This window comes from Bacteroidota bacterium, assembly GCA_013696965.1.
Taxonomy (GTDB): Bacteria; Bacteroidota; Bacteroidia; order JACCXN01; family JACCXN01; genus JACCXN01.
Map to the genome: position 1 here is coordinate 1 of JACCXN010000071.1, position 13,915 is coordinate 13,915.

Genomic DNA, 13,915 nt, shown 5'->3' on the forward strand with positions numbered 1-13,915 from the left:
CAAATTCGGTAAAGCATAAATTTGATATAGAAAAAGTCATTTCCCAGGATTTCCGGACTGATATTCTTCAGGAAAACTATTTTGTCATAGAATCTTTTGCACAGCTTAAAAATTCTGTAAAAGACATCTTTTTGTCAAGTAAATAACATAGAATACTTGACATTTTGGTATGGCTGTAAGTCAACTATTGTCATTCTTTATTGTCTGCCGGATTATCGATGGTCTTATTAAATTATTATATGCTATCACATATAATTTATGTTTATTTCAACATTTTATATGCGTTCGCATATAATTCCGTATATTTGTCTAAAATCAATGCGATCGCATATAATGAAGACATTAGCCGAATTTGTAAAAAACAAAAGGAAAGAAGCCAAACTTACTCAGGAACAGTTCGCTGAACGGGCTGGCGTGGCACTAACTATCGTACGAAAAATTGAACAAGGAAAAGAAAATGTAAAACTGGAAAAGGTAAACCAAGTGCTTAAAATGTTTGGGCATTTATTAGTTCCCGTAAGCAGTAAAGAACTATCATTAAAAAAAGATAATTCAAAACCATGAGGAGAGCAGAAATATATTATAAAGATGAAGTTGCCGGTATCCTAATTGAAACCAACGAAGGACGTTACACTTTCCAGTATGGTAAAGAATATGTTGCAAAATATCCTGATCAATTTATTACTTTTTCTATGCCGGTTACTGAACAAATTTATAGCGAAAATCGGTTATTCCCATTTTTTGAAGGCTTAATTCCCGAAGGATGGCTATTGGATATTGCATCAAAAAACTGGAAGATAAATCAAAATGATCGCATGGGTTTGCTTTTGGCTTGTTGTCATAATTGCATTGGAGCAGTAGGCGTTAAACCAATACCAGAAGAAGATGAATAAGAAATGTTTATACTGTTATAAAGAGCTGGAGAAAAAAAATGAAAGTGATTTTCACATCCAGTGCAGCTTAGCGTTTTTCGGAACAAAAACAGCACCTTTATTACCTTATTCATTAAATCAAATGTCGGAGTTGGCTAAGGATGTTGTGGAGCGAAGTGTTGCTGTACCAGGTGTGCAACCAAAACTGTCCTTGTCGTTGGGAAAAGATACTATGGGAGATGGAAACAAAAGTCGTTTAACGGTTGTTGGAGCTTTAGGTGGAAATTATATTTTTAAACCACCATCACAACATTACCCTGAAATGCCGCAGAATGAACATGCAACAATGCGCATGGCAGAAGCTTTTGGAATACATACAGTGAATTCAAGCTTGATACGTTTGCAATCGGGGGAGTTATCTTACATCACTAAACGAATTGACCGGACAAAAAACGGAGAAAAAATTCACATGTTGGATATGTTTCAAGTGCTGGAAGCATTTGATAAATACAAAAGCTCTATGGAAAGAGTTGGTAAAGCAATAGGAGAATACTCAAGCGATACTTTATTAGACAAATTATATTTTTTTGAATTAAGCATTTTTAGTTTCCTTACGGGCAACAATGACATGCATCTTAAAAATTTTTCCATGATTAAAAGTGATGCTAAATGGGTATTGGCTCCTGCCTACGATCTATTGAATGTTGTGATTGTTAATCCTGATGATAAAGAGGAGCTTGCATTAACAATTGAAGGAAAAAAGAAAAAATTAAGACGCGAAAATTTTGAGTGGCTTGGAAAAGTATTAGAATTAAACGAGAAACAAATTGAAGGTGTATTTAAGCGGTTCATAAATAATAAACCTGTTGCAATCCAATGGATTGATAATTCTTTCTTATCAAATGAGCTCAAAGAAAAGTATCGGGTACTTTTAGAGGAAAGATACATAGCAATATCAAAATAGAAATTTGTTGCACAGGGGCAGAAAAAAAGTTATGGCATTTATCAAAGCTAAGGGCCAGTATTAAATCAAAATCCAACACCGATCACACTCCAGATACGCTTTGCAATCGGGATGGCTTTATTCCCGAAGATCGGGATTCTTCTTTGACTTCGTCAAATTCTCACACCGATCACACACACATCATCATTCCCGAAGCAAGTTCGGGATTGACGATTTATGTATTATAATCTAACGCCTATAATACATACATCGTCAATCTGCTCAAGGCTGCCTTTCCAGAAAGAAAAAGTTTCGCTGATAATTTCTTTCTGTCGTTCCATTGTTTCTGATTGGATGGAAAGCAACAGTTTTTTAAAATTAGCAGATTTGAATTTTTTGCCTTGTTCACCGCCAAACTGATCAGCAAAACCATCTGTGAAAATGTAGAGGTTATCGTTTTTTTGAAGTTCTATGCTATGGGTGGTAAAAAGTTTGTTTTCTGCATACTTTCCTATGGGCTGTTTGTCGGCCCTGTATTCTATAATTTCATTGCTGCGGATAATCCAAAGAGGATTGTTGGCACCCGCCCAGTGCAGGGTGTTGCCTTGTAAAGCGCACAGTGAAATATCCATTCCGTCTTTTACTTCATCATCGCTTTTTTCAAATTCCTGTATTACTATCTCTCTTGTTTTATCCAGGATTTTGCCCGGGTCTGTAATTCCGTATTCCCTTACGCTTCTGTTCAGGCCATTGTTGCAGATTACCGATACCATAGCTCCGGGAACACCATGACCGGTGCAATCAGCAGCAGCAAAAAGAATTAGCTGATTAGATGATGTGTTAATTTGCTGAATGGAAGATGTGTTAATTTGCTGATGTGCTGATGTGCTAATTAGCTGATTAGCTGATGTGTTAATTTGCTGATGATCTTCTAGCTTTCTTTTCCCATCAGCTAATCCGATAATTTTCTCATCGTTTAACTGAACAGTTTCCAACCAATAAAAATCCCCTGCAACAATGTCTTTTGGTTTGTATATAATGAAACTATCAGGAAGGTACTGTTTCACTATACGCTGTGGTGGTAAAATGGCTGTTTGGATCCTCTTGGCATAGTTGATGGAATCCAGTATCTCCTTTTGTTTTTCTTCGATTACCTGTTTTTGCTGTTCCACCGCAGTTTTCTGCTTTTCTACTTCCTGCTTCTGTTTTATAATAATCAGATTCGATCTTCTTTTGTTCCTGTAGGCTTTCAATGCAAATGCCAGAACTACCAGTATTAGCATTCCTCCTCCGGCTGCAGCGTAGGTGGCTATTCGTTGTTTTTTTAGCTCTTCTTCTTTCTTTGCAGCTTGGGCCTGTTTTAACAGATTGTCTTTGTTGAGCAGTTCTATTTCTTTTTTCTGATTTTCCGAAAAGCTTTCTTTTTGTTTGAGTTCTGCAGTGGAATGCGCCAGGGCAAGAGTTCTCAGTTCATTGTCCTGCTCGAGTATCACTAGGCTTTGTTTGTTCTTTACAAGCAGGATGTTGCGCTTTTCAAGCTCTGCTGCTGAGAGTTGTTGCTGTTTTTCAAATTCTGCCAGGGCTATTGCTTCTTTTTTATCAAAATCAAATTGCATATGCTGCTGCATGGTTTTTTTGGTGTTTTCCTCATTGAGAAGGCTGTCGCGGTATAGTATGTATTGCTTGTAGTTTTCTAAAGCGGATTGATAGTTTCCAAGGGCGCTGTCGGCTTGGGCAAGGGCTTGATAATTTTTCACAACAATATCCAATGCCCCAATTTCATTAGAAAGCTGTAAGGACTTAAGGATATATTTTTTCCCTTCCTCTGCCTTACCTGTTTTTGTGTAAACATTTCCGATGTTATTTAAAGAGCTGGAAATACCATTTTTATCCCCCAGTTCTTCCCTTATTTTTAATGAAGCCAGGAAATTTTTAAGCGCCTCGGGGTAATTGCCCTGAATAGAATAAACACCTCCAATGTTATTTAAGGTACTGGCATTACCTTTTTTATCCCCCAATTCTTCCATTATTTTTAATGAGGACAGGAGATTTTTAAGCCCCTCGGGATAATTGCCCTGATAAGAATAAACATTTCCGATGTTATTTAAAGAACTGGCAATACCTTTTTTATCGCCCAATTCTTCCCTTATTTTTAATGAGGCAAGGTAATTTTTAAGCGCCTCGGGGTGATTTCCCTGATAAGAATAAATATTTCCAATGTTATTTAAAGAAACGGAAATACCTTTTTTATCCCCCAATTCTTCGTCTATCTTTAATGAGGACAGGTAATTTTTAAGCGCCTCGGGGTAATTGCCCTGATTAGTATAAATTAGTCCGATGTTAATTAAAGAACCGGCATTACCTTTTTTATCCCCCAGTTCTTCCCTTATTTTTAATGAGGCTAAGTGATTTTTAAGCGCCTCGGGGTAATTGCCCTGATTAGAATAAATATATCCAATGTTATTTAAAGAACTGGCAATACCGAATTTATCCCCCAATTCTTCCCTTATTTTTAATGAGGACAGGTAATTTTTAAGCGCCTCGGGGTAATTGCCCTGATAAGTATAAATAAGTCCGATGTTATTTAAAGAAACGGCAATACCTTTTTGCACCCCCCTTTGGTTTTCCCCCTTTGCAAAAAAGGAGGATATTTTAGCAAGATTTATAGCATCATTAGCGTATTTCAGAGCGTTTTCATAATCGCTTGCATTAATTAATTTCCTACTAATATCATTATTCAGCTTAACACTGGTGGTATCCATTTTCTCATTTGACAGCAGGATTTTAAGGGAGTCAATGGCGGCATTCTGTGCAAAAGTTTGCACAGAAAAAAACAAAAAAATAAGCAACAAAAGTTTTTTCACTAAGGAAGAATTTATCGTAAATATATTAATTCTGATCTTGCATAGGTTTGTTTTATGACATTTTTAGCGTTCACAAAACAGCAATTGGGCAATTTCACGGAGGAAGGCGATGAATCGAAAACCTGCTTCACAAAGGAATTAATCAGGCAAAAACTTATCAAACCTTTACAAATCAAGTGATTTAGACTTAAAAGCCCGTTTACTGCGTTCGATATTTGCGGAAAAGTTTGTTTGTAATGGAAAGAATAATTATTACATATGAAATGTCGAACTCTCAGAATCAGTGAGTTCCTTCTTCGGATTCTCTTGATTAACAAAGGTTATGGGAAAATAAAAGCGGGACAACTTTCCAAAAATCTGGACTTGTCCCGCTGGGTGGAGCCGGAGAGATTCACCGATAAAATATATTTAATTGATATTCAATTTATTGTATTTGATGAATAGGTGATAGGTGAAACAATGGTGAAACATTTTTACTTAGCTTTGTGGTTTACTAATTCTTCATCACTTTCATTCTTTTTAACTCTCCATTTTGGTTTACTTCAATAAAATAGAATCCTGGAGCATATGAACTCATTTTTTGTATTGTAACCTAACTTTTTCATCCAGCGGAGCAACTGGCCATGCTCCTGCTTTTCGCCTGTATATTTCTCCCAAATTGCCTGTTTGATTAGTTGGTTTGCAAACAGCTCTTTTATAATTTCATGTTTCTCCGACTCGCTGAAAAGTCGATTCGATTTTTGAATGATTTTTTTGTTCATTTTACATTTTTTTAGTGTAAACCTATTTCAGAACAAGAACTCTGTTCTTTAAAAGTTATAGGATAGTTAACAGATGGGTTTTTACTAAAAAAACTGATATAAAGGGTGGTTTTTTATTTAATTTAAAGCACTCGTTTCTTGTGAATTTGCACCATTTGCTATTATTTTTAATCTAAATTATCTAGAAAAGAAATTTTTTCGATTGGCCAGGAATTTAACCTGGAATGGGAAGAAGAGTTTTCGAACCATTTTATGCCGTTTCCGGTTTTGAGGATCCAAAACTTCCGGTTATTACAACACAAGGTCATTTTAATCTTTAAAGATGGGCTTAATACCTTACTGGGTAAAAGATGGGGAAATTGGTAGCATTTACAAGCCCTAGATACTTGTCATTGGTGATACAGTTGATTCCAACCATATTTTCAAGGAGCTGTAAAATTCGGTCGGTTTTGTGTAATTCCATTGAATGGAATTTATGAATGGCAACACCATGGCAACGGAAATAAATATCCCCATTAAATATATATCCAAAGGATGGTTCTTAATTTTTGTTGCAGGATTGTATGAAATGTATCAGTAGGACTTAATATACGCACTGTCTATTTTGCTTTCCCACTGGCCAAAACACGGAAAAATATCTGGTTAAAAAACCAACAAACTTTCTTACAAAGATTACTGATGGATAAGCTTTTTAATTTCACTGTAATTTTCTCCACTTACCTTTATTACATAAACTCCTTTTGCATTTTTTGTAAAATCTATTTCAAATTGAGAATAGTCCGTATTAGGTTTATATTCGCAAATAAAGTTTCCAAGTAGGTTGTAAATTCGAATTGTATGAATATTAGAAGCTTGAATTGTGAATTTACCACTTGTAGGATTAGGAAATAAATTAAAAACAGGTTTCTTAATTAAAACATTGGCTTCTTCTAAGGACTCATCCTTGTTTTCGAGGGGTTTTATAGAACCTGATATTTTTGAATTTTCTACATTTTTTGCCAATAATTTTACACTTATTCTCTTACTTTCTTGATCATCTTCATTCTTAACTCTATTTGAGGAAGAAAGTTGATTTTGACAATAATTTAAGTTCTCCGCAAAATCATTTAATTCAATATTTCCATCAATCAAGTCTTGCTCCTTACTTACAATACATATCCAATTGTCAAGTTCTGCAAAATTACTTGAATCAGCAATCAAATAATTTTCATAAAAAAGAGCCAATGCATCTGTTCTTTTATCAGCCAATACAAGAGTCTTAGCCTTATCTACCTTGACTGAATATTGAGTGTTAAAATCTGATTCAAGAATAGCCTTATTAATCTTATTATTTTGAATTGAAATGAGACTCTCAATTTGTGAATTCATTTGAGAACCTGAATTGGTTATCAATCCCTCTGAATAGGCTTTTCCAACAGAATAATGCAGATATTGATAAGAAAGCCCAATTACTTTTTTAGCAAGAGGCGTTGGTTGAGCAACATTTACTAATAATACATCCTTAAATTCATTTATTGCAGAAATAAAATCATTTTGATCAAGTTTATTTAAACCTCTTTCAAATTTCTTAAATATTGAGTTGGGGCCTCCCTGATTTGCTTCCGCAATTTCCATTGCTTTATAAAAAAAAGCAGGGCGAATACGAGGTCTTCCAATAGCAGGACATGATGCACTTCCTGGATTATTGTCAATAATAGTTACATTAGTATTAATACAAATAGGAGAGCGGACATGATAATCAACACCATTTACAGGGCTACTATTAAAAGAATTCCATTTATTAAAAGTAGCTGAAATTGAACTAGGACATGAATCAAAATTAAAATGTCCCTTAATAGCCATGCCCTGAGAGCTTTTTGGTCTAAGGTCGTTTCGACCATCCTCAAGAAATAATTCATTTGCAGCACCTGCTGTAATTACTTTTCCAACACTATTACCATTGTCTTCTGAAATAAATAATTCTCCTCCATAAATTGAAGTATGACCGGACACTATAGACTTCCCAGACGAAGGAGAAAGTGAGGGACTCATATTAATAGATGCTTTATCTGCTAAATAAATACCTTTACTGAAATTATTATTTGCAGAATTAATATTGCTGCAATTTACACTCAATAATGCATTACCATAAAATGCAATTCCTTTATCCGTTGAGTTTGATACTGAAGAATAATTTATGTTCAAATCTGCTGTAGGCCCTCCAATATAATTAATACCAATTGGACTATTTTGTACACTACTGTTTTTAAAATCAGAAGATATTGTCATTCCTTCAGCTGACCATCCTCGGACAGAATTATTGGAAAACTGAACAAATTCTAAATCTGCCCCCTGCCCTACTGTTACAAGTCCAATTTCATTATTGCGAAAAATACAATTTCTTATATTAATCTTTTCTGCATAATTAGAATGGGTGTTTTTAGCTAACACAGAATACATTCCATATTGACCGTATTCAAAAATAACATTACTGATATTGTGATCCAAATCGACAGATGCATGTAGACCATAATGGTAATTTTTTGCGCCTGTTGTAGAAGTAAACTTTGCATTGTTTAAATTCAAAATTGAATTTGATACTATTTTTGCCCCCTCCCCTAAGTGAACTGAAGCATTTTTAATTGTCAAAGGAAACCCTTTAGAAAGATAAGGGTGACTATGTTGTAATATCATTTTAAGCGAACCTTCCAAAACTTCTATTTTTTTATTGTTTTGTCCACTACCATTTACAATAAATCTTGATCCGATTCCACCAATAATCATATTATCTTGATCACAAATGAATCGCATGAATCCTTCGCCTGTAAAAGTAAAATCTGTATTTGCAGCCACAAATAGTTTCCCTTTATTAATTTCTAGTATAGAATTCGCATAAGCCAACTGGATACTACTGTTTGCATAATGCATTTCACTCTCACTTCCTTCAATAAGTATTTTGCCAAAATCACTTACAATAATTTGAGCACCCTCCTCTATTATCAACTTGCTTCCTTCCCTTACTATAAATGAAGCACCGCCACCAATCAATAACTTACTACCACTTTTAAAAGTAAAAGTAGATTCTTCTTTAATTTCAAGAATTGAATTGTTTTTTAATTCTATAAATGCCCCTGATTGTACTGTTAAAGTAGTAGGATTAAAAAAATCACCGTTAGTATTGAGTGTATTTCGATTTGGTGTTTCAGTTTTATTAAGAGTAAGGTGTTTATTAGCGTTAACAATTAATGAAGGTGAGAATTGGTCAGGATTAGGAGGCAGTATAATTTCGCCACACCATCTAGTATTTTCATTGATATTAAAATCATCATATTTTATCTCAACAGTTATTGAATTATCCTGAAAAGTTTTAGAGACAATCCTTACAGAAAGTCCATGTAGGTATATTGGCGAAAGTTTTCTTGTATTTAAATCATAGGTTTGTAAATTGATTATTGCAGGGTTGGAACTAATGCTTGCTTTTCTTCCCACTGGAAATGCTATATCTGGAAGAAAAGGTCCATAAACTTTATTTCCACCTTCAACCAAAACTCCAAACTGTTCAGAAGTTACTGTTGCTGGATTATTTGGGTTCAAATTTACTTCTATAATTCCATCATTTGAGGTGAAATCCCTAATCGTATTTACACGGGTATAAAAATCACTTCTAATATTTGAACCGTTATGATGAGGGCCAAATGGGTTTGGGGAGGTTTTATTAAAATCATAGACATGAGTTTTACCCCACCAAAATTCTGGTAGAGTTGGAAGGGCAGAATGAGTATAATCAAAATGGCCTGATCCATTTAATACTTTGAGCCCATTTGCCCCAGAAGTAAAGACACTTGTTTTTGATCTTTCTCCAGCAACATTTTCAATAAACATCACTATTCCACGAGCAGGGTTTGGCAGGGGGTCTTCTACTCCATCATGTGCCCATCCATCACGATTGTCATAAACAGTAGCGCCTGTTCGATTCTCAATCCAAAGATATTGGTTTTGTGTATAAGGTATTTTTACCCTCACAACATCCCCTGTAGTAACAAAATCTCTTAAGATAAAAAAACCATTGGTGGGAAGGAGGTCTGCAGGAGAATTTATGTCACTAATAATTTGCGAAGGTCCAGTTGTTAACTCTAACCAACCTAAATACCAACGTTCCCATGCATTGGCCGTATGAAATGCATTAGCTCCATTCATCATCCCCCATCCATTACTTGAATAAAACTTATTCCCGACTACTCCATTAGGACCATAAGTATGTGGAGCATCATACAAAGTGTGACCAAATTCGTGATAAAAGAAATTTCTAAAATTAGTATTATTTGAATTTATTGCTGTAAATCCACTACCTATTATGTATGTTTTATTTACTCCTCCAAAATTAGTGCTAAGCGTATGTGGGGTACTAGAATTTGAAACTATTTCTGCTTTTCCCTGATAACCGCCTCCACCTTTGTATACTAAAATTACATAATCTAAAATATTATCAGGGCTAGAACTGCTATTGTCTATACTAAAGCTGTTTTTATTTTTTCTGTTATCATACTTTCCCCAATTATAGTTGGGATAGTTTGTTGAAAGATACTGGAAGACTGAAGAGTTAATATTGAGTTCAGATCCACGATTTACAATTATTTGTTCAGGAAAAACGTCTGCAGTAAACAAAAAAGGATTAGCTGGATTGGACATGGCTTTAAAAAAAGAACTCACATTTATTTTATTGCCTATATTAGCTATTGTTGAATTAAACATTTCATTGTCATTTTGATTAGCCCAATCTGGAATGTTGTCTGTCCATCCATTATCATTAATAGTATCACCAGTGAAATTTACAAAAATCATAAGTCCATGCAAATGTCCTTTTGGTGTATGTACTTTCCCATTGGGAGAATAATTGGCTCGAGAGGGGTCATTGTCAGCACCCATCATGGTTTCATCCGTATGGCATTGATCATGTAATTGAGCAAATAATGAATAATTTATTCCAATTAAAACTAGGATAAGAAGTAGAGTTCTTTTTGTCATTTTTAAAGTTATTAATTAAGGATTATTTTTTCAATATGAACAATTTCATTTATTGAATTATAGGTATTTAAAAAATACATACCTTTAGGAAATTCGGAAATATCAAGGTTAATTTCGTTTAAAAGATCAAGAGTTTCTTTTTCATAAACGATTCTACCAAAGAAATCACTAATAGAAATTCTGCCCTTAAATCCTTTTGTAAAAGCAACATTAAATTGACCTGTTGAAGGATTTGGGCATAATACTGGTTTTGCGCTCTCCAATTCTTCAATTCCAACATATTGGCTTATCCAAACTTCCATTCTAAATTCAATAATCATATCATTAGAGCTACAATCCCAAGGAGTATATTCATATATCAATGGTACTATATTATTGGAATTGGTAATTGTGTCATTTTCCCAGTATAAATCCCACATGTCATTGTCTATACCACTAAAATAACCACCATCAGAATACATTCTGACCATAGTTATCTTATAATTCTGGTAGTTGTAATAAAAATCAAGAGAATCATATATTATTTCAACAGGATCAATTTGAGAGGTACCTGGAAAAGAGTCACTCTTTAAATAAAAAAAATATTCCACAACCCCAGTTTTAAACGCCTTGTAATCTCGTTTTAAATTTCCACAATAAGGTGTATTAAATTCTTGTCTTACTAGTTCGTCTTGAGCAAGAATGCTTATTGGATGTACAAGATCAGTATTAAGAGAATCGAGTCCTGATTGAAATCCATTTGCTGCATTTACATCTAGTCCAAACCAAACTGTATCCATGATACCTGTTGGATGTTTTACTACAAGTTTAGAATTCCAGGCTGGATTTTGAGAATAAATTAAACCAATACAAAAAAATAATATAATTGTTATTAATGTTTTCATTTATATTTTCAGAGTATAATATTATTTTTATTAAAAAGCAAAGTAATGTAAAAAATACAACATCATCAATAAAACTATACTATTTATCTATATTAAACTAATATTCATAGGAATAACAGAGGTTACGGAAGACTTCATTTATTAAAATTATATTTTCTTTTCTATTTGAATTTTCAATATTAAAGTTTATATCTATTTATTAAATTGCAGAAAGTTCAGTTGGGAGAAATGCCTCTTTTACTATTGTAAGGAGGGCTGGCTTTGCAAACCCAGGAAGTGTAAGACTTTTCGCTGCCATTTTAAAAGATAAGTTAAAGAAAAATAATACGGAAGGAAAGTAAAGAAATAGATAAAGTAAATAAAGATATAGAAAAGCACAAGCAACGAATTCAAAATGCAAAATTTTTAATGTTAGATGCTGAAATTTCTCCAACCGAATACAAATAAATGAAGTTTGAATTGATGAGAAAATCGTAAAACTTACATGTGATTTAACGACTTTAAATAAAGGTCTGCTTAATTTTGACAAAAAAATTGATGATTGTATCGAACTTCTTTCAAACCTTGGAAAGTATTATCAAGAAAGGGATACAGCAACCAAACAACGAATTGTGAGTTCGATTTTTTCCTCAAAGTTGGTTTTTGATAAAAACTCAATTCGAACTCTCGAGATGAACAAGGCCTTAGCTCTAATAAGCAGTAATAACAAGGGACACGGAGACCGTAAAAAAGAAAAACACACCGAATTTGGTGTGCTTTCCCTTAAGGTGGAGCCGAAGAGATTCACCGATAAAATATACTTACTTGATATTCAATATACATTTGATGAATAGGTGATAGGTGATAGGTGAAACAATGGTGAAACATTTTTACTTACCTCTCTAACTTAAAGCATCGACCCAAGATAAAAACAAATTCACTGGCATAACCTTTGTTTTTTTAATTAAAAAAGAAAATGAAGCAGTTATTTCCTGATTTTTTATTCATGGTGGTTTTCTCTGCTAACGTTCAATAATATCGAGATTCTAATTATAGTTCTGATAATAAAAGACGACCAGAAAGTATATTAAATGTAGAAAATAATTCTCAGGATGTCATTAATATTCAATACCCATTCCCAATTTATAAAGGGTCGGCCAGCATTTACACAGGACTTTCACATATGGATATTTTTATCTCTTTACCATAAATAATCCAATCAACATTTCACATATTTTATTTACAATACAAAATGCACCGTTTCAATAGCTATCAATATCAAGTCAGCTTTTTGGATAATTGTAAGAAGTTAAGAGAGAGTTCAGGGCAGCCCTTCGCTTCGTGCTTTATGTATTTTTCCCTCCCCACAAAAAAGAATACACCCAGCGCAAAAATTGCACTTTTGCCAACCCAAGGTCCTGCTTTTTTGATTTAGTATATATTTTAAATTAATTCATTTATTTTAATAAAATCTTTATTTAAACCGCCTTCCTCAATTTCAGTAACAACACTGCCATATCTTTTCATCATTTCACCAGATTGTTTTAATTCCTCTTCTTTTAAATAATTTATGAAAGTTGTTATTACATTTTTTCGGTCAAATAAAAATCGCTTCCCTTTAGCATCTGCTTTAGGAAAAATAGCTATAAGTTTTTGAAAAGATGTGACATTAAATATTGGAACGTCTTGTAAAACTAGGTCCAAATACGAAAATCTATTTATAAGATTTGTGAAATAGTAGTAACCTTTTGAAGAAATACTAACATTAAAATCTTCAGTAGGTAATTGATTCCACTCTGTATCAGAAATTATATTTTCTGATTCCAATAAACCAAACTTAAGTAATTCATTAATTTCTTTTTGAACAATACCAACGTTACAACCTAAATTAACGAACTCAAGTGTTAATTTACTATACTGCTCTAATTTATCATTGACATCTCCATTTATAAATTTTGAATATAAGTATTTAAGGATTCTGCATTTCAAAAAATGATCTGAACTACCTTGAGTAGGATAAAATATATTTTTTATCAAACTATGTTCATGATTATAATATACTTTATTATTTAAACCAATAGCTTTAATAAATTCGTGCAATGGGATAGAAATCCTCTTTTCGTTAGTCTTTGGATATATTTTTTCCCTTCCTCAGCCTTACCTGTTTTTGTATAAACATTTCCGATGTTATTTAAAGAGCTGGCAATACCTTTTTTATCTCCCAATTCTTCCCTTATTTTTAATGAGGCCAGGAAATTTTTAAGCGCCTCGGGGTAATTGCCCTGAATAGAATAAACACCACCAATGTTATTTAAAGTGCTGGCATTACCTTTTTTATCCCCCAATTCTTCCATTATTTTTAATGAGGACAGGAGATTTTTAAGCCCCTCGGGGTAATTGCCCTGATCAGAATAAGCATTTCCGATGTTATTTAAAGAACTGGAAACACCTTTTTTATCCCCCAATTCTTCCCTTATTTTTAATGAGGCCCGGTAATTTTTAAGCGCTTCGGGGTGATTGCCCTGATAAGAATAAATATTTCCAATGTTATTTAAAGAAACGGAAATACCTTTTTTATCCCCCAATTCTTCGTCTATCTTTAATGAGG

The 13,915-nt window shown here is 33.5% G+C and carries 10 protein-coding genes; 4 read left to right on the forward strand and 6 right to left on the reverse strand.

Features of this window, described 5'->3' with window-relative positions:
- The first annotated feature begins 333 nt into the window (after positions 1-333).
- Genes H0V01_10790 through H0V01_10800 form a run of 3 tightly spaced genes read left to right on the forward strand, consistent with a single transcriptional unit; the run spans position 334 to position 1,836 of the window.
- Entirely contained in the window at positions 334-564 is a 231-nt protein-coding gene (locus tag H0V01_10790; protein MBA2583856.1) for a helix-turn-helix transcriptional regulator, read from the forward strand.
- Complete coding sequence (locus H0V01_10795) at positions 561-893, forward strand: HipA N-terminal domain-containing protein (GenBank protein ID MBA2583857.1); 333 nt, start codon at positions 561-563, stop codon at positions 891-893. The genes H0V01_10790 and H0V01_10795 overlap by 4 nt, the downstream gene beginning before the upstream one ends.
- A complete protein-coding gene (locus H0V01_10800) occupies positions 886-1,836 on the forward strand; it encodes a HipA domain-containing protein (GenBank protein MBA2583858.1) in 951 nt (316 codons plus the stop codon). The genes H0V01_10795 and H0V01_10800 overlap by 8 nt, the downstream gene beginning before the upstream one ends.
- Positions 1,837-2,057: 221 nt before the next feature.
- Here H0V01_10800 and H0V01_10805 read toward each other — a convergent pair whose 3' ends face one another.
- The 4 genes from H0V01_10805 to H0V01_10820 form a co-directional block, all read right to left on the reverse strand.
- Positions 2,058-4,679: a tetratricopeptide repeat protein gene (locus H0V01_10805; protein ID MBA2583859.1), complete on the reverse strand. Its 2,622-nt coding sequence runs from the start codon at positions 4,677-4,679 to the stop codon at positions 2,058-2,060.
- Between the two features lie 542 nt (positions 4,680-5,221).
- Complete coding sequence (locus H0V01_10810) at positions 5,222-5,440, reverse strand: hypothetical protein (GenBank protein MBA2583860.1); 219 nt, start codon at positions 5,438-5,440, stop codon at positions 5,222-5,224.
- Positions 5,441-6,112: 672 nt separating this feature from the next.
- Positions 6,113-10,444, reverse strand: coding sequence for a T9SS type A sorting domain-containing protein (locus H0V01_10815; GenBank protein MBA2583861.1), 4,332 nt, complete (start codon positions 10,442-10,444; stop codon positions 6,113-6,115).
- Between the two features lie 11 nt (positions 10,445-10,455).
- The gene (locus H0V01_10820; GenBank protein ID MBA2583862.1) at positions 10,456-11,328 is read right to left on the reverse strand and encodes a T9SS type A sorting domain-containing protein; all 873 of its coding nucleotides are present in this window, start codon (positions 11,326-11,328) and stop codon (positions 10,456-10,458) included.
- Between the two features lie 671 nt (positions 11,329-11,999).
- Between H0V01_10820 and H0V01_10825 the strand changes: the two genes are divergently transcribed.
- On the forward strand, positions 12,000-12,161 hold the full coding sequence (locus H0V01_10825; GenBank protein ID MBA2583863.1) for a hypothetical protein: 162 nt from the start codon (positions 12,000-12,002) through the stop codon (positions 12,159-12,161).
- A gap of 589 nt (positions 12,162-12,750) precedes the next feature.
- On the opposite strand, the gene H0V01_10830 is transcribed toward H0V01_10825, so the two are convergent.
- Together H0V01_10830 and H0V01_10835 are read right to left on the reverse strand one after the other, a co-directional pair.
- A complete protein-coding gene (locus tag H0V01_10830) occupies positions 12,751-13,407 on the reverse strand; it encodes a hypothetical protein (protein ID MBA2583864.1) in 657 nt (218 codons plus the stop codon).
- Positions 13,377-13,915, reverse strand: a 539-nt coding sequence (locus H0V01_10835; protein MBA2583865.1) for a tetratricopeptide repeat protein, incomplete at its 5' end; no start/stop codon positions are given. The genes H0V01_10835 and H0V01_10830, both read right to left, overlap by 31 nt.

Coding starts and splice junctions, on each gene's coding strand:
- H0V01_10790 (MBA2583856.1), top strand. CDS start 334: ATGAAGACATTAGCCGAATTTGTAAAAAACAAAAGGAAAGAAGCCAAA.
- H0V01_10795 (MBA2583857.1), top strand. CDS start 561: ATGAGGAGAGCAGAAATATATTATAAAGATGAAGTTGCCGGTATCCTA.
- H0V01_10800 (MBA2583858.1), top strand. CDS start 886: ATGAATAAGAAATGTTTATACTGTTATAAAGAGCTGGAGAAAAAAAAT.
- H0V01_10810 (MBA2583860.1), bottom strand. CDS start 5,440: ATGAACAAAAAAATCATTCAAAAATCGAATCGACTTTTCAGCGAGTCG.
- H0V01_10815 (MBA2583861.1), bottom strand. CDS start 10,444: ATGACAAAAAGAACTCTACTTCTTATCCTAGTTTTAATTGGAATAAAT.
- H0V01_10820 (MBA2583862.1), bottom strand. CDS start 11,328: ATGAAAACATTAATAACAATTATATTATTTTTTTGTATTGGTTTAATT.
- H0V01_10825 (MBA2583863.1), top strand. CDS start 12,000: ATGAACAAGGCCTTAGCTCTAATAAGCAGTAATAACAAGGGACACGGA.